This window comes from Novosphingobium sp. NBM11 (assembly GCF_015390225.1).
Classification (GTDB): Bacteria; Pseudomonadota; Alphaproteobacteria; order Sphingomonadales; family Sphingomonadaceae; genus Novosphingobium.
The window spans coordinates 2,711,420-2,727,187 of the sequence record NZ_VUOG01000001.1; the positions used below are offsets into that span (position 1 = coordinate 2,711,420).

Consider the following 15,768-nt stretch of genomic DNA (forward strand, 5'->3'; position numbering starts at 1 on the left):
CGCCGGAAGCCGGCTGCGCCGTTGACCCTCTATTGACCCGGAAAGGCCCTGACAATCATTCGTGAACCCGCCCCGGTTTCTGATGCGCGCACCGTGGCCTTGCAGGCGCTCGGCTGGGTGCTGGCGGATAGTGGCCGGGCCGACCGGTTCCTGGCGCTGACGGGGCTGACGCCCGAAGCCCTGCGCGCCGGCCTTGGCGATCCGGGCGTGCTGGGTGCGGTGCTGGATTTTCTCGCCAACCATGAATCGGACCTTGTCGCGGCGGCGGAAGCACTCGACATTGCACCCGAAGCCCTTGCTGCCATCCGGGAGAAATTGAGATGAGCCGCCCGCTGATCATCAGCGATTGCGATGAAGTGCTGCTGCACATGGTCGCGCCCTACAAGGAATGGCTGGCCGAACGGCACGGCATCGATTTTGCCATGCAGAGCAACGATTTCGGCAAGGCCATGCGCTATGCCGATGGCGGGTATGTCGAACCGGCAGAAATCTGGCGCCTGCTCAACCTGTTCTTCGATACCGAGATGTACCGGCAGCAGCCGATCGCCGGCGCGGTGGAGGGCGTCAACGCGCTGGCGGAACATGCCGATGTGGTGATCCTCACCAACCTGGGCGATCACCGGCGCGAGGATCGCGCGCGGCAGTTGCGCGATGTCGGCATCCACGCGCGGGTCTTCACCAACACCGGGCCCAAGGGGCCGGCGCTCAAGGCGATTCTCGATGAATACCGCCCGGAACGCGCGGTGTTCATCGACGATCTGCCGCAGCACCATGGATCGGTTGCCGAACTGGCACCCCATGTCACGCGGTTGCACTTGTGCGGAGAGCCGATGCTGGCCCCCCATATCGACTGCGCGCATCAGCAGGGGCACGCGCACGCTCGGATCGACGAATGGTCCGCCGCGCTGCCCTGGCTGATGGCGCAAATTCATGGAGCGAATGATGACTGATGCCGTTGCCGCGAAGATTGCCGAACTGGGCTTCGCGCTTCCCCAGGCCGCCGCGCCGGTCGCGGCCTATGTGCCGACGGTCGAGGTCGGGGGGCTGCTGCACGTGTCGGGCCAGTTGCCGTTCGTCGATGGCAAGCTGGTGACCGGGCGGCTGGGCGAGGATGTCTCGCTCGAACAGGGCGTCGCCGCTGCGCAGGCCTGCGGTCTGATGCTGCTGGCGCAGGTCAAGGCGGCGCTGGGTTCGCTCGATCGCGTGGAGCGCGTCGTCAAGCTGGGCGCGTTCATCAACTCCGCCGGGACGTTCACCGATCAGCCGAAGGTCGCCAATGGCGCGTCGGAACTGATGGTTGCCGTGTTCGGAGACATTGGCCGCCACGCGCGCAGCGCCGTTGGCGTTCCTGTCCTGCCGCTGGGCGCGGCCGTGGAAGTCGATGCTGTATTTGCTGTTCGCCCTGCTTGACCGGTGGCTCGTCCCCGTTCCGCCAGCGGAACGGGTCGGTTGGCTGCGCGGGCGCGTCTATGCCCATCGTGGTCTGCACCGCGCGGGCGTGCCGGAAAACTCGCTCGCCGCCTTCGCGCTCGCTATCGAGCGCGGGCTGGGGATTGAATGCGATGTGCAGCGCACCAGCGATGGCCAGGCGATGGTGTTCCATGACTGGGACCTCGATCGCCTGACCGACGCTGCCGGCGCGATTATCGACCACAGTTCCACCCAGCTTGGCGCGATCGCGCTGAGCGGTGCCGAAGGGGAGCACATTCCTACCTTGCGCCAGATGCTCGATCTGGTCGCCGGGCGCGCGCCGCTGCTGATCGAGATAAAGTCGCGCCGCGATCTGCGCGTGGCGCCGTTGTGCCTGGCGGTGCGCCGGGTGCTGGAAGGTTATCGCGGCGATGTCGCGGTCATGAGCTTCGACCCGCGCGTGCCGGCGTGGTTCCGCCGCTATTCGCCGCACATCGTCCACGGCCTTGTCGTGACCGAGGAAGGGCGCCGCACGCTGTTCGCGCGCGCGCGGCGGCATCTGGCGCTGTGGCACGGCAAGCCGCAGTTCCTTGCCTACGACGTGCGCGATCTGCCCAGCCGTTTCGCTGCGCTCCAGCGCCGTCGGGGTCTGCCGGTGCTGACCTGGACGGTGCGCTCGCCCGAACTGGCGGAAAAGGCGTCTGCCCACGCCGACGCCCCGATTGCCGAGGGCGCCGGCCTGCCGTGAGCGTCACCGCGCGTATCCGTCATTCCATCAGCGAGATCGCGGCCGAAGACTGGGATCGGCTGGCGGGCGGCGGCAATCCGTTCACCGCGCACACCTTCCTGTCGCTGCTGGAGGAATCGGGCAGCGTCGGCGGGCGCAGCGGATGGTCCCCGCTGCCGGTGGTGATCGAGGACGAGGCCGGCCGCCCGGCGGCGGCCCTGCCCGCCTATCTCAAGGCGCACAGCCAGGGCGAATACGTGTTCGATCACAGCTGGGCCGATGCCTGGCAGCGCGCGGGCGGCAGCTATTACCCCAAGCTTCAGATCAGCGTGCCGTTCACGCCCGCCACCGGGCCGCGCCTGTTGCTGGGGGACCGGCCCGACCTTGCGCCGTCGTTGCTGCGCGTGGCCGAGCGCCTGTGCGAAGGCAACGAACTGTCATCCGCCCACGCCACGTTCATCGAACCGGCCCAGTTGCCGCTGTTCGAGGAGGCGGGCTGGCTGTTGCGCTCCGACATCCAGTTCCATTGGGAAAACCGGGGCTATGCCTCGTTCGATGATTTCCTGGCCGCGCTGTCGTCGCGCAAGCGCAAGGACATCCGCAAGGAACGCGCGGCGGCGCAGCAGGGCGTGGAGATCCGGGCGCTGACCGGCGACGCGCTGCGGCCCGAACACTGGGATGCCTTCTGGCAGTTCTATCAGGATACCGGCGCGCGCAAGTGGGGGCGGCCCTATCTGACCCGGCAGGCGTTCGATCTGCTGGGCGATCGCATGGCCGATCGGGTGCTGCTGGTGCTGGCCTTCCTGGATGGGCAGGCCGTGGCCGGGGCGCTCAATTTCATCGGCGCGGACGCGCTCTATGGCCGGTACTGGGGCGCGATCGTCGACAGGCCGTTCCTGCATTTCGAGCTGTGCTACTATCAGGCGATCGACGCGGCGATCGCGCTGGGCCTCGGCAGGGTGGAGGCGGGGGCGCAGGGCCAGCACAAGCTGGCGCGTGGCTACGAGCCGGTGCGCACGTGGTCGGCCCACTACATCGTGGACCCGGGATTTCGGGCCGCCGTCGCCGATTTTCTCGAGCGGGAAAGGCAGGGTGTGGCGCAGGACCAGCTGACGCTGGGCGAGCATACGCCTTTCAGAAAAGGATAGCCGTCCGGCGCGTGCCGGCCGATAGACCAGACAACAGGTCGATCAGGCGGCGCGGCGGCTGGAGGCGCGGATCCATTCGCGCGCACGGCGTTGCGCTTCGGCGATTTCGCGCGCGGTCATTTCCTCGGAGATGTCGGCGCGGCACTGCGCGGCATCGTCATGGCCACCCACGGCGGCAAGGTTGAACCACTTGTGCGCTTCGATCAGATCGCATTCCACCCCGTGGCTGCCCGTCGAAAAGGCCACGCCCAGGTCGAACAGCGCGTTGGTGTCCCCTTGCGCGGCGGCGGCCAGGCAGGTTGCCACCAGAAGGTCGGCGCCTTCGTGCAGACCGGCATTTTCGGCGTATGTCATGGCCGCGTCATCGGCGACCAGCTTGATCCAGGCTTGTCCCATTTACCAATACCCCCGGTTGAAAACCAAGTTATCCGGGCCTTTCACGGGTCCCGGCGTGTCAGACAGTCACCAAGTTTGCTCAACAAATGGTTAACGCCGGGGTGGGGCGGCTCCGGAAAACCCGCCAAAACGGCGATTTCTGACGCTTTGGCGTTCCGCCGGGCTTCAACTTCCTTGTGTCATCACCCGCATGGAATGGCTTGTGCCGGTTCCGGGCGGCTCCTATAGGGCGCCACAAACCGGGAACGCGCGATGCGTCGCGGCGATTGCCGGTCGGGTCGGAAGGCGTTTATCTGGAGGGCCGGATGGCTGGCGTTTTGAGTGACGAGATTGACGTTCTGGCCAAGGCTCGCCGGGCCATGCCGGGTGATTACGTTCCCAGTGATGACGAACCCTACATGGGCGAGGCGCAGCTCGATTATTTCCGCCGCCTTCTGCTCGAATGGAAGAAATCGATCCTGTCCGCGTCGGCTGGCACGCTTTCCGCATTGCAGGACGGACCGTTGCGCGAACCCGATCTCAACGATCGCGCCTCGAGCGAGACCGACTGGGGCATCGAATTGCGCACGCGCGATCGCCAGCGCAAGCTGATCGCCAAGATCGATTCCGCGATGCGCAGGATCGACGAAGGCGAATACGGTTTCTGCGAGGTGACCGGAGAGCCGATCGGCCTGGGCCGTCTGATCGCCCGCCCGATCGCGACGATGACCGTCGAAGCGCAGGAAGCGCATGAACGCCGGGAAAAAATCTCGCGCGATATGTGAGTCAAACCTTTCCGACCCGGACCATGCGGACTGTCCGGAAATGGCACGTTTGCTTGGTTAATCGGGGTGCGTTTAACGATTTCTTTGCCACATCCGTATAGGACGTGGAGAGGGAATCATGCGATTTGTCCAAGGTGCCGGCTCGGTATCCATTGCGGAGCATTTTCGGCGGTTTGCAGGAGTGGTCGGTTTCGCCGTGACAGAGCTTGAGCATCGTCAGATCGGGCGCGACAGCCTGTTCCTTATGGCGGATCTGCGTCTTGATGGCGTGGATGGCGAACACAAGGTCAAGGTGCGCAACCTTTCGGCTGGCGGGATGATGGCCGAAGGCAACGTCCGCGTGGTTGTCGGGAAACGGCTGGAAGTGAACCTGCGCAATCTGGGCTGGGTCGAAGGCGTCGTCGCCTGGATTCAGGAAAACCGCTTCGGCATCGCCTTCATCGAGGACATCGATCCCAAGGTGGTGCGCGCCACCGCCTCAGGGCCCACGGCGGACGAACTGACTCCCCGCTTCGTGCGACCGCCGCTGCCGACGCATGAGCGCGGCCGGATGCGCAAGATCTGAGTGGTATCGGCGTCCCGCGCCATTTGGCGTTCTCGGCCATGCGCACATTTCTCGGCTTTCACCGCTGACCACCTGATTGCCTTCTGCTAGGTCGGTATTGAAATGCCGCGTCTTTCCCGCCTTGCCCTGGCCATTGCCCTTGCCGCTTCGGCATCGGGGTGCGGCTGGCGCGGTGACGGTGCGCTCCAACTCGGCCTGGTGGGCGATTCGGATGCGTTCAAGGCGCAAGGCGTGCGGCTTTCTCCCGCCGGGCAGACATTGCGCGCCGCCACGGTGGAAGGGCTGGTGGGGTTTGACGCCGAAGGGCGGGTGGTGCCGGGGCTGGCCGATCGCTGGATCGTGACCGACGATGGCCAGAGCTATATCTTCCGCCTGCGCGACGGCACCTGGCCTGGTGGCGCCAGGATCGATGCCGAAGATGTCGCCGCTTCGCTGCGGCGCGCGCTGGCCGCCTTGCGCGGATCGCCACTGGGCCTCGACCTTGCCTCGATCGACGAGATCCGGGTGATGACCGATCGCGTGATCGAGGTTGATCTGCAAAGCCCGCTGCCCGATCTGCTGACCTTGCTGGCGCAGCCCGAACTCGGCCTTCCCCATGCGCGACAGGGCGGCGGCCCTATGGCGATGCAGCGCACCCCGCAGGGCGCGGTGCTGTCGCTTATTCCGCCCGGCAAGCGCGGGCTGCCGGCGCAGGAGGATTTCGCCCGCCGCGCTCGCTCTGTAATCGTCGAAGTGGCGCCCGCCGAAAAGGCGGTGGCCCGCTTCAACGACGGCTATATCGACGTTCTGCTGGGCGGCCGGATCGATTCTCTCCCGCTGGCGGGCGTCGGCGGACTGGTCCGCGGCAACGTGCAGATAGACCCCGTCAGCGGCCTGTTCGGACTGATGGTCGAAAACGCGCAGGGCTATCTGGGCGAGGCAGCCAATCGCGAGGCGCTGGCCATGGCGATCGATCGCGATGCGTTGCTGGGCGCGTTCAATGTCAGCGGCTGGTCGGGGACCACGCGGATCGTGGCCCCGGAAACGCCCGGCGATCTGGGTACCATCGGCGAACGCTGGGCCGGAATGGGAATCGAGCAGCGCCGGGCGGCGGCGGCGGAGCGCGTGGCGCGCTGGAAGGCGGCGGGCAACCCGCTGCCGGTGCTGCGCATCGCCATCGGCGGCGGTCCCGGTTCGCAGGTCGTTTTTGACCGGTTGCGCGCGGATTTCGTCGCCATCGGCCTTCAGGTGCAGCGGGTGGACGAATCCGCGCCAGCCGACTTGCGCCTGATCGATTCCGTCGCCCGCTATGGTCGCGCCACATGGTTCCTGAACCAGTTGGCCTGCGCCGCACGGCGGCCGGTGTGCAGCCCGGCGGGTGATGCCCGGCTGGATGACGCGCGCGCGGCGAAAGATCCGCAGCAGCGCGCCGCCCTGCTGGCGGAGGCCGAAGCGGAAATAACCGCCGTCAACGGCTATATTCCCATCGCCCGTCCGCTGCGCTGGTCATTGGTGCGCAGCCGCGTGACGGGCTTCGCGCCCAACCCCTGGGGATGGCATCCCTTGCCGCCGCTGGCCCTGCTTCCCAAATAGGGGGCATGGCACAGGCATCCCGATCCCGCGCCCGTCCCGTGCGGATGGGCATCGAACTGCCCGGCACCGGTCGTGATCCGGCGTCGGTGCGTCAGCGCATCGAACTGATGGAGCATCTGCTCGAACGCAGCTTCGTGATCCCCGGCATCAATCGGCCGGTGGGCCTCGATGCGCTTGCCGGCCTGATCCCGGTGGTGGGGGATTTCGTGACGGCGGCGATGGGGGCGTGGATCGTGTGGGAAGCGCGCAATCTCGGCCTGCCCAAATGGAAGCTGCTGCGGATGGGTGCGAATGTCGCGTTCGACGCATTGCTGGGTGCGGTGCCGGTTGCGGGCGACGCCTTCGATTTCCTGTTCCGCTCGAACACGCGCAACCTGCGCATCATCCGCAAGCATCTCGACCGCCATCATCCGCAGACGCGGATCATCGAAGGCTGATCGCGTCAGTAGTCAAACGCCAGCCATCAGAAGTCGATCGCGATTCCGTTCTTTTCCCAGTCGCCGAAGCGCGTGGGATCGAGCCCGTCGGGGTCGTCCGTCGGAACGGCCGCTTTCGGTTCCGGCACGGGCGGATTGGTCCAGTAGTCGGGCGGCGTGAAACCGGCCGGTCGCTTGGTCGCGCGGGGGGTGGGCTTGTCCATACGCTCCATATCGACCTTCCCGGCGCCGAGTTCAATTGCCAAGCGCGGCCGGACGCGCGATAGGCGCGCGATGTCGCGTCCCCCCGTTCAAGACGATACGCCCGGCCTGCCGGTTCGCCGCGCCGCCCTGCGCCTGCTCGATGCCGTGCTGCGCCGGGGCGATCCACTGGACCAGATCGCCCCCCCTGTCCTGCGCGGGATAGAGCGTGGGGATGATCGCGCGCTGGTTATGGCGATCACGCAGGAAACGCTGCGCTGGATGCAGGACCTCGACCGCCTGATCGATGGGGCCACGCGCCAGCGCTTGCCGGACGATTCCAAGGCGCGCACCGTGCTGCGGCTGATGCTAGCGCAAGCCCTGCGGCTGGAGCTTCCACCCCATGCCGTGGTGGCCACCGGCCTGCCGCTGCTGGCGGGTGGGCCGCGCCGGCTGGCCCATGGCGTGTTCTCGGCGGTGATCCGCGGTCCGGCAAAGCTGCCCGCGGCGCCAACTCTGCCCGCGCTGGTGGACGAACGCTGGCAAGCCGCCTGGCACAGCCGAGTGGGAGCGATCGCCACGGGCCTGGCCGATCCGCCGCCGATCGACCTGACCCTGCGCGATCCGGATGCCACCGCCGAGTGGGTCGAGCGGCTGGGCGGCGTCTCGCTGATGGCCGGCCATGTTCGCCTGCCGCGCGCGGGCGCGGTGGAAGCGCTACCGGGGTTCGGCGAAGGCGCGTGGTGGGTGCAGGACCTTGCCGCTACCGCGCCGGCAAGGCTGCTGGGGCAGGGGGCAGGGCGGCGCGCGCTCGATCTCTGCGCCGCGCCGGGCGGCAAGACCATGCAACTCGCGGCTGCCGGCTGGCAGGTGACCGCGCTCGACAAATCTGCCCGCCGGCTTGATCGCCTGCGCGAAAACCTGAAACGCACCGGCCTGGAGGCACAGGTCGTTGCGGCCGACGCGCTCGCCTGGCAGCCGGAGGAACCGTTTGACGCGATCCTGCTCGATGCGCCCTGTACCGCCACCGGTACTTGCCGCCGGCATCCCGATGTGCTGCACCGCTTGCCGGCAATCGAGGAACTGGCCGTGCTTCAGCGCTCGATGCTGGCGCGCGCGGCAGAATGGCTGCGCCCCGGCGGCGTGCTGGTCTATGCGGTCTGCTCGCTGGAGCCGGAAGAAGGCGAGGCGCAGGCCCGCGCCTTCACCGCGCTGGCGCCCGATCCCATCGCCGCAGCGGAGCTTCCCGCCGGCATCGCGCCGACGCCGGAAGGCTGGTTGCGCAGCGATCCGGGGATGCTGGCTGATGCGGGCGGCATCGATGGCTTCTTCGCCGCCCGCTGGCGCAAGGTCTGATGCTTACGCCTTGACCTTGTTGGCGAAGCTCTTGCGCAGCTTCATCAGCTTGGGCGGGATCACGGCCAGGCAATAGGGATTGCGCTGCCCTTCGCCTTCCCAGTATTCCTGGTGGTAGTCCTCCGCCGGATACCATTCCGCCGGCCCTTCGATGGTGGTGACGACCGGCTCCGCGCGATCGGCCTGCGCGCGGGCGATGCCGGCTTCGGTTTCGGCTTGCTGCTCCTCGTCCAGCGGGAACACGGCGGAGCGGTACTGCGTGCCGATGTCGTTGCCCTGCCGGTTGAGCTGCGTCGGATCGTGCGTGGCGAAGAAGATATCGAGCAATTGCCCGTAGGAAATTGCATCGGGATCGAAGGTCACCCGGATGGCTTCGGCATGGCCGGTGTTGCCCGAACAGACCTGCTTGTAGGTCGGGTTCGGCGTCACCCCGCCGATATAGCCGCTTTCCACGTTGCTGACGCCGATCACGTCCCGAAATACCGCTTCAGTGCACCAGAAACACCCGCCTGCGAAAATGGCCTGGGCCATCGCTTGTCCTTTCCTGTTTGTATGCAGGCTAGATAGGAAGGCGACCGGCGCTTGTCATCGCTTCCCACTCGGCTACCTTGCGCGCGATCCCAACCGAGAGAGGAATTTGCGCGTGCGCACTGTCCTGACAGCCCTTGCCGCCAGCCTGACCATGGCGGTCGCCGGCCTGGTTCCCCAGACCTCCGTCCAGGCCGAAACGCTGGCCCCCGCCGCAACATCGCCGGCAATGGCGGCGGTGCTGGCCGATCCGCGCCGCGATGGTGACCGTGCCCGCGATATCTGGCGTCACCCCGCCGAAACGCTGGGTTTCTTCCGCGTGCAGCCGGGCATGACGGTGGTGGACTACCTGCCGTCGGGCGGATGGTACACGCGCGTCCTGGTGCCCTACCTCGGGCCGCAGGGCCAGTATATTGGCCTCAATCCCGGTGTCGCCAACGCGCCCGAACGGACGAAGCAGGCCTTCGGCAACCTCGGCGCGACCTTCCCGGCTAAGGCGGCGCAGTGGACCGGCGTCCCCGCCGAGCGCATCCTTGCCTTCAATACCGACAGCCTGCCGGCCGATCTCGACGGCAAGGTCGATCGCGCGCTGATCTTCCGCGAAGTGCACAACATGTGGCGCGGGGGCTGGCTCTATCCCGATCTGCTGGCGATCCGCCGCCTGCTCAAGCCCGACGGCCTGCTTGGCATCGTCCAGCATCGCGCCCGGCCCGATGCCCCGGCCTCCTACACCGATGGCAGCAAGGGCTATCTGCGCGAAAAGGACGTGATCGCCATGGTCGAGGCGCACGGTTTCGAACTCGTCGGCAAGAGCGAGATCAACGCCAACCCCAAGGACCCGGCGAATCACCCCGCCGGCGTCTGGTCGCTTCCGCCCACTTTCTCGCAAGGGGATGCCGATCGCATGCGCTTCGCCGGCGTGGGGGAAAGCGACCGGATGACGCTGCTGTTCCGCAAGCGGCCCTGACCCCAGGTCCTGACCGTGGCGGCGCTTTGTCACAGTCTTGCCGTTGAATTGCCGGGCCGGGGGCAATAAGTCCCCGGCCATGAGCAAGATCACCGTCGCCGCCCTGCAACTCGCCCTCAACGCCGGCGAAGCGCAGAACATCGCCGCTGTCGCCGCGCTGGTGGAACAGGCCGCCGCGCGCGGGGCGCAGGTCGTGCTGCCGCCGGAACTGTTCGCCGGCCCCTATTTCTGCACGACGGAGGACGAAGCCCGCTTCGCGCTGGCCTATCCGCTCGATCAGGACCCTTCGGTGCGCGCGATGCGCCAGCTGGCGAAAGCGCTGGGCATCGCCATCCCCACCTCGTTCTTCGAGCGCGATGGCCATCATTACTACAACACGCTGGCGATGATCGGCCCCGACGGGGAGATCATGGGCATCTACCGCAAGAGCCACATTCCCGACGGTCCGGGGTACGAGGAAAAGTTCTATTTCCGCCCCGGCAACACCGGCTTCAAGGTGTGGGACGTGTTCGGCACGCGCATCGGCGTGGGCGTGTGCTGGGACCAGTGGTATCCCGAATGCGCGCGCGCGATGGCGCTGATGGGGGCGGAACTCCTGTTCTACCCCACCGCGATCGGCTCCGAACCCTATGATGCCAGCTTCGATACCAGCCGCATCTGGCGCCGGGCCATGCTGGGCCACGCCGCGTCGAACTGCATGCCGGTGATCGCCGCCAACCGCATCGGCAGCGAAGAGAACGAACAGCGCTTCTACGGGCACAGCTTCATCAGCGACCAGTGGGGCGATTTTCTCGCCGAATACGGGGCGGAGGAAACCGGTGTGCTGGTGGCGGACATCGATCTGACCGAAGCCGCGAAGCACCGCGCCGGCATGGGCTTCTTCCGCGATCGCCGCCCGCAGCTTTACGCGCGGCTGGCGCAGGACGTGTGACCGCTTCGCCGCCGCAGCGTTACCTGGTCGCGCTGGGCTCCAACGTCCGCCACGCGCGGCATGGCGCGCCGGCTGCCGTCCTGCGCGCGGCGATCCGGGCGCTCGAGACCCACGGGCTGGCGGTGGAGGCGGTCTCGCCCACGATTTCCAGCGCCCCGCTCGGGCCTTCGCGCCGGCGCTATGCCAACGCGGCGGCGATCGTGGCTGGCGATCTGATGCCGCCCGCGCTGCTCCTGCTGCTCCAGCGGATCGAGCACGATTTCGGCCGCGTGCGGCGCGGTCAGCGCTGGCGCGCGCGCACGCTCGATCTCGATGTGATCCTGTGGAGCGGCGGCGTCTGGCGCCAGGCGCCGGGTGCCACGCCCGCGCTACGCATCCCCCATCCGGAATACCGCAAGCGGACGTTCGTCCTCACCCCGGCCGCCGCCATCGCGCCCCACTGGCGCGATCCCGAAACCGGCCGGCGCATAAAACACCTCAACGCCCGCTTGACCCGCAGCACCCCGCGCCCTAGGTGACCGGCCTTGGTCGGGCCCTTAGCTCAGTCGGTAGAGCAACTGACTTTTAATCAGTAGGTCGCTGGTTCGAATCCAGCAGGGCTCACCATTCCAGCATCGACGGTTTTGCACGCAGCGCCCCATCCGGACGGGGCGCCAACGCACCATATGCGCGCCGATCGGAGGGAGCGCGGCTGCGCCCCCTCCGCGTGGTTCACAGCACTTCGAACAGGCCGGCCGCGCCCATGCCGCCGCCGACACACATCGTTACCACGACGTACTTGGCGCCCCGGCGCTTGCCTTCGATCAGGGCGTGCATGGTGCAACGCGCCCCGGTCATGCCATAGGGGTGGCCGATCGAGATCGAGCCGCCGTTGACGTTGAGCAGATCGTTGGGGATGCCCAGCTTGTCACGGCAGTACAGCACCTGCACGGCGAAGGCCTCATTCAGTTCCCACAGGCCGATATCGTCCATCTTGAGGCCGAAGCGGCTGAGCAGCTTGGGGATGGCGAAGACCGGGCCGATGCCCATCTCGTCCGGCTCGGTGCCGGCGACCGCCATGCCGACATAGCGGCCCAGCGGCGTCAGGCCCTTTTGCGCGGCCACGGCGGCTTCCATGATCACCACGGCGGCGGAGCCGTCGGACAGCTGGCTGGCGTTGCCGGCGGTGACGATGCCGCCTTCGATCACCGGCTTCAGCGCGGTCAGGTTTTCCAGCGTGGTCGAGGGCCGGTTGCCTTCGTCCTTGGCGAGGTGGACGTCCTGATAGGTGACTTCCCCGGTTTCCTTGTTGACCACGGCCATCGAGGCATCGGCGGCGACGATCTCGTCATCGAACTTGCCGGCCGCCTGCCCCGCAGCGGTGCGCTGCTGCGACTGGAGCGCGTACTCGTCGCAGGCTTCGCGGCCGATGCCATAGCGTTGGCCGACAATTTCCGCCGTCTGCAGCATCGGCATGTAGATTGCCTTGTGCATTTCCACCAGCGAACGGTCGGGCATGACGCGCATGTCCTTGGTCTGGACAAGGCTGATCGATTCCTGTCCGCCCGCGGCGACCACGTCCATGCGGTCGATGATCACCTGCTTGGAAGCGGTGGCGATGGTCATCAGGCCCGACGAGCACTGGCGGTCCATGCTCATGCCCGATGTGGTGACCGGCAGGCCGGCCCGCAGCGCAACCTGGCGGGCGATGTTGCCGGCCTGCGCGCCCTGTTGCAGCGCCGCGCCCCACACCACGTCATCGACTTCGCCCGGCTCGATCCCGGCGCGCGCGACGGCGGCCTGCAGCGAAAGCGCGCCCAGCGTGGCGCCGGGGGTGGCATTGAACGCGCCCTTGTAGGCGCGCCCGATCGGGGTGCGCGCGGCGGCGACGATAACGGCATCACGCATGGTCGTTCTCCTTGATGTTCCGGGTCATTGATGTGGCTTGGGTAATGGGATTTCCGCCGAAGCGGTCGCGCAGCTCGCGCTTGAGCACCTTGCCGATCGGGCTGCGCGGCAGTTCGTCGACCACCTCGATGGCGGCGATGCGCTGAGTCTTGCCGAGGCGGCTGTTGGCTTCGGCCAGGATCGCCTGCGGATCGGCGGCGGTATCGGCCAGCACGACCACCGCGAGCGGGGTTTCGCCCCACTTTTCGCTGGGCACGCCGACGACCGCCGCTTCGCGCACGGCGGGCTGGCGGGTGAGTTCGGCTTCGAGATCGGTCGGGAAGATGTTGAAACCGCCCGAAATGATCATGTCCTTAGCGCGGTCCATCAGGATCAGGAAGCCGTCCTCATCAAACTTGCCGATATCGCCGTGGCGGATGTAGCGGCGGCCTTCGCCGTCGAACCATTCGACTTCGCGCGTCTTCTCGTCCTGACCGTGGTAGCCGTTCATCATGATCGGGGAATGGCCGACGATTTCACCGACTTCGCCCTGCGGCAGCTCGTTGCCTGCCTCGTCGATGATCTTGATGATGTGGCCGGGGCTGGGTTGGCCGACGGTGTGGAGCTTGTCCGGGTGGAGGTGCGCCACCAGGATCGCCGTCGCGCCGCCTTCGGTCATGCCGTAGCCGTCGGTAAGGCCGCCGGGCCAGCGCCGCAAGACATCGGCCTTGAGCCAGGCGGGGAAGGGCGCCGAGGTCGAGGACTTGAGCCGGTAGGACGAGAGATCGAAGCGGTCGAAATCGGGCACTTCCATGATGCGGCGGTACTGCACCGGCACCAGCATGGCGTGCGTGACGCGTTCGCGCTGGGAAAGTTCGAGGAAGCCGCGCGCGTCGAACTTCTTCATCAGCACCACCTTGCCGCCGGCGGTAAGCGTCGGCAGGAAGCTGACCAGCGTGGTGTTGGAATAGAGCGGCGTGGAGCAGATCACGCAGGTATCGTCGTCATAGCCGCCGACGATCGTGCGCCGCGCGTATTCGTGGCGCATCTTGTGGCTTTGCACGATGCCCTTGGGTGATCCGGTGGTTCCCGACGAATAGATGATGTTGAACGGATCGCCGGGCGCGGGCAGGCGTTCCTCGGGCTGTGCGCCTTCCGCGGCAATCCACCGCGAGAAGGGTTCCCCGGCGGCGCTGTCGTCCAGCGCGATGCGCGGGACGCCGGTGGGGAACGGCAGCCCCGCCAGCCGATCCGCCATCTCGGCATCGAGCAGCAGCACGCGGCTGCCACTGTCGGCCAGCATCGCCAGCACCGTTTCGGGCGCGGCGGTGGACGTCAGCGGCGCGGCCACGGCGCCGGCCCGGATCGCGCCGAGGAAGGCAAGGCCCGTGCGCACCGAATTGAGCGCGGCAATGGCGACGGGTTCGTCCTTGCCCACGCCTTCGCGCTGGAGCGCGGCGGCGACACGGTCCAGCAGCGCGTCCAGCTCCGCCCAGCTCACGCTGCTATGTTCGTCGGCAATGGCGGTGGCATCCCCCCTGCGCGCGGCGTGCGCGCGCAGGATGGTGGTGAGCGGCACGAACTCCGCTTCGGCGATGTCTTCGATCCGCAAGGCTTCTCTCCCGCCGCCGTGGTGGATCAGGCGTTGAACGTTTCGCCGGCGGCGGCCTTGCGCGCCAGCAGCGGTGCGACCGGCAGGCCGTACTTTTCCAGGCCGGCGGCGACCGTATCCAGCCCGATGTGGTCGGCCCAGAACATCGGGCCGCCGGTCCAGGCTGGCCAGCCATAGCCGTTCAGCCAGACCGTATCGATGTCCGACGCGCGCTGGGAAATGCCTTCCTCCAGGATAAGCGCACCTTCGCTGACCATCGGATAGAGCAGGCGTTCGCGGATCTCGTCCTTGCCGATCGTGCGCTGGGGCTTGCCTTCGCGCGCGGCCCATTCGGCGATGATCGTCTTCACTTCTTCCGACGGCGTGCGCTGACGGTTCTCGTCGTAATCGTAGAAGCCCTTCTTGGTCTTCTGGCCCCAGCGGCCGACCGCGCAGAGCGAATCCCGCAGCGTTTCGATGCGGTTGGGATCGCGGTGCCAGCCGATGTCGACGCCGGCGAGGTCCGACATCTGGTACGGTCCCATCGGGAAGCCGAATTCGAGCAGAGCCTCGTCCACTTCCCAGTAGTTCGCACCTTCCATGATCAGCGCGTGCGCCTGGGCCTGGCGCGGTGAGAGCATGCGGTTGCCGATGAAGCCGTGGCACACGCCCGAAACCACCGGCACCTTGCCGATCTTGACCGACAGAGCCATGACCGTGGCGAGCTGCTGCTTGCCGGTCTTCGCGCCACGCACCACTTCGAGCAGCTTCATCACGTTGGCGGGCGAGAAGAAGTGCATGCCCAGCACCGCTTCGGGACGCGACGTGGCGCCGGCGATTTCGTTGACGTCGAGATAGCTGGTGTTGCTGGCCAGGATCGCGCCGGGCTTGGCGATGCCGTCGATCCGGCCGAAGACCTCCTTCTTGACGTCCATGTTCTCATAGACCGCCTCGATGATGAGGTCGGCTTCGGCCAGCGCGCCGAAGTCCAGCGTCGGCGTGAGGCGGCCCATGGCCGCTTCGGCCAGCGCGGCGTCCATCTTGCCGCGCTTCACCGTGTTCTCGTAGTTCTTCCGCATCGTGGCCACACCGCGATCGAGCGCTTCCTGCGTCATTTCCACGATCGTCACGGGAATGCCGGCGGTCAGGAAGTTCATGGTGATGCCGCCGCCCATGGTGCCCGCGCCGATCACGCCTACGCGGTTGACGGGCAGCAGCGGGGTGTCGGCCGGAATGTCGTCAACGCGCGCGGCGGCGATGCGGGCCGCGTCGATGTGTTCCTTGGCGCCGGGAATGGGGTCGGACATGATGTACCTCTCCTGAGTATGGG

Annotated in this window: 18 protein-coding genes, 1 tRNA gene and 1 pseudogene; 14 read left to right on the forward strand and 6 right to left on the reverse strand. The window is 67.2% G+C overall.

Translation table 11 applies throughout. From position 1 onward, the window contains the following. Window positions 1-57: 57 nt before the first annotated feature. From F1640_RS13075 to F1640_RS13095, 5 genes are read left to right on the forward strand one after another with little or no spacing between them, the layout of a single operon-like run. Window positions 58-324, forward strand: a complete 267-nt coding sequence (locus F1640_RS13075) for a DUF3572 domain-containing protein (RefSeq protein ID WP_371433174.1) — start codon at window positions 58-60, stop codon at window positions 322-324. Next, entirely contained in the window at window positions 321-950 is a 630-nt protein-coding gene (locus F1640_RS13080; protein ID WP_194919592.1) for an HAD family hydrolase, read from the forward strand. Before F1640_RS13075 ends, F1640_RS13080 begins: the two co-directional genes overlap by 4 nt. Continuing rightward, window positions 943-1,410, forward strand: a complete 468-nt coding sequence (locus F1640_RS13085) for a RidA family protein (RefSeq protein ID WP_124810582.1) — start codon at window positions 943-945, stop codon at window positions 1,408-1,410. Before F1640_RS13080 ends, F1640_RS13085 begins: the two co-directional genes overlap by 8 nt. Then, entirely contained in the window at window positions 1,382-2,158 is a 777-nt protein-coding gene (locus tag F1640_RS13090; protein WP_194919593.1) for a glycerophosphodiester phosphodiesterase family protein, read from the forward strand. The genes F1640_RS13085 and F1640_RS13090 overlap by 29 nt, the downstream gene beginning before the upstream one ends. Continuing rightward, the gene (locus F1640_RS13095) at window positions 2,155-3,285 is read left to right on the forward strand and encodes a GNAT family N-acetyltransferase (protein WP_194919594.1); all 1,131 of its coding nucleotides are present in this window, start codon (window positions 2,155-2,157) and stop codon (window positions 3,283-3,285) included. The genes F1640_RS13090 and F1640_RS13095 overlap by 4 nt, the downstream gene beginning before the upstream one ends. A 42-nt stretch (window positions 3,286-3,327) precedes the next feature. Here the strand turns inward: F1640_RS13095 and F1640_RS13100 are convergent, their stop codons facing one another. Beyond that, window positions 3,328-3,681 (reverse strand): sel1 repeat family protein, encoded by a 354-nt coding sequence (locus F1640_RS13100; RefSeq protein ID WP_124810579.1) that lies wholly within the window; start codon window positions 3,679-3,681, stop codon window positions 3,328-3,330. Between the two features lie 305 nt (window positions 3,682-3,986). Between F1640_RS13100 and dksA the strand changes: the two genes are divergently transcribed. The 4 genes from dksA to F1640_RS13120 all read left to right on the forward strand — a co-directional run bounded on the left by dksA (window position 3,987) and on the right by F1640_RS13120 (window position 7,019). Continuing rightward, the gene (dksA, locus tag F1640_RS13105) at window positions 3,987-4,445 is read left to right on the forward strand and encodes an RNA polymerase-binding protein DksA (protein WP_124810578.1); all 459 of its coding nucleotides are present in this window, start codon (window positions 3,987-3,989) and stop codon (window positions 4,443-4,445) included. Between the two features lie 196 nt (window positions 4,446-4,641). Then, the gene (locus F1640_RS13110) at window positions 4,642-5,010 is read left to right on the forward strand and encodes a PilZ domain-containing protein (protein ID WP_190287332.1); all 369 of its coding nucleotides are present in this window, start codon (window positions 4,642-4,644) and stop codon (window positions 5,008-5,010) included. A gap of 102 nt (window positions 5,011-5,112) precedes the next feature. Continuing rightward, window positions 5,113-6,582, forward strand: a complete 1,470-nt coding sequence (locus tag F1640_RS13115) for an ABC transporter substrate-binding protein (protein ID WP_194919595.1) — start codon at window positions 5,113-5,115, stop codon at window positions 6,580-6,582. Between the two features lie 5 nt (window positions 6,583-6,587). Further along, the gene (locus F1640_RS13120; protein ID WP_255530364.1) at window positions 6,588-7,019 is read left to right on the forward strand and encodes a DUF4112 domain-containing protein; all 432 of its coding nucleotides are present in this window, start codon (window positions 6,588-6,590) and stop codon (window positions 7,017-7,019) included. A 26-nt stretch (window positions 7,020-7,045) separates the two neighbouring features. Here F1640_RS13120 and F1640_RS13125 read toward each other — a convergent pair whose 3' ends face one another. After that, on the reverse strand, window positions 7,046-7,231 hold the full coding sequence (locus F1640_RS13125; protein WP_370449697.1) for a DUF1674 domain-containing protein: 186 nt from the start codon (window positions 7,229-7,231) through the stop codon (window positions 7,046-7,048). A gap of 61 nt (window positions 7,232-7,292) precedes the next feature. Between F1640_RS13125 and F1640_RS13130 the strand changes: the two genes are divergently transcribed. Further along, window positions 7,293-8,555, forward strand: coding sequence for an RsmB/NOP family class I SAM-dependent RNA methyltransferase (locus F1640_RS13130; protein ID WP_194919596.1), 1,263 nt, complete (start codon window positions 7,293-7,295; stop codon window positions 8,553-8,555). Window positions 8,556-8,558: 3 nt separating this feature from the next. Here the strand turns inward: F1640_RS13130 and msrA are convergent, their stop codons facing one another. Continuing rightward, the gene (gene msrA, locus F1640_RS13135) at window positions 8,559-9,086 is read right to left on the reverse strand and encodes a peptide-methionine (S)-S-oxide reductase MsrA (protein ID WP_194919598.1); all 528 of its coding nucleotides are present in this window, start codon (window positions 9,084-9,086) and stop codon (window positions 8,559-8,561) included. A 112-nt stretch (window positions 9,087-9,198) separates the two neighbouring features. Here msrA and F1640_RS13140 point away from each other — a divergent pair, with 112 nt between their 5' ends. The 4 genes from F1640_RS13140 (at window position 9,199) to F1640_RS13155 (ending at window position 11,587) form a co-directional block, all read left to right on the forward strand. Beyond that, window positions 9,199-10,050 (forward strand): class I SAM-dependent methyltransferase, encoded by an 852-nt coding sequence (locus F1640_RS13140; protein WP_194919599.1) that lies wholly within the window; start codon window positions 9,199-9,201, stop codon window positions 10,048-10,050. 79 nt (window positions 10,051-10,129) lie between these two features. Beyond that, entirely contained in the window at window positions 10,130-10,981 is an 852-nt protein-coding gene (gene aguB / locus F1640_RS13145) for an N-carbamoylputrescine amidase (protein WP_194919600.1), read from the forward strand. After that, window positions 10,978-11,499, forward strand: coding sequence for a 2-amino-4-hydroxy-6-hydroxymethyldihydropteridine diphosphokinase (folK, locus tag F1640_RS13150; RefSeq protein ID WP_194919601.1), 522 nt, complete (start codon window positions 10,978-10,980; stop codon window positions 11,497-11,499). Before aguB ends, folK begins: the two co-directional genes overlap by 4 nt. Before the next feature lie 12 nt (window positions 11,500-11,511). After that, a tRNA-Lys gene (locus tag F1640_RS13155) sits at window positions 11,512-11,587 on the forward strand. A gap of 105 nt (window positions 11,588-11,692) precedes the next feature. On the opposite strand, the gene F1640_RS13160 is transcribed toward F1640_RS13155, so the two are convergent. From F1640_RS13160 to F1640_RS13170, 3 genes and pseudogenes are all read right to left on the reverse strand, one after another. After that, a complete protein-coding gene (locus F1640_RS13160; RefSeq protein ID WP_194919602.1) occupies window positions 11,693-12,868 on the reverse strand; it encodes an acetyl-CoA C-acyltransferase in 1,176 nt (391 codons plus the stop codon). After that, complete coding sequence (locus F1640_RS13165; RefSeq protein ID WP_194919603.1) at window positions 12,861-14,459, reverse strand: class I adenylate-forming enzyme family protein; 1,599 nt, start codon at window positions 14,457-14,459, stop codon at window positions 12,861-12,863. The genes F1640_RS13160 and F1640_RS13165 overlap by 8 nt, the downstream gene beginning before the upstream one ends. Before the next feature lie 26 nt (window positions 14,460-14,485). Further along, window positions 14,486-15,724: pseudogene (locus F1640_RS13170) on the reverse strand (3-hydroxyacyl-CoA dehydrogenase NAD-binding domain-containing protein); the annotation flags it as partial. Window positions 15,725-15,768 lie beyond the last annotated feature (44 nt).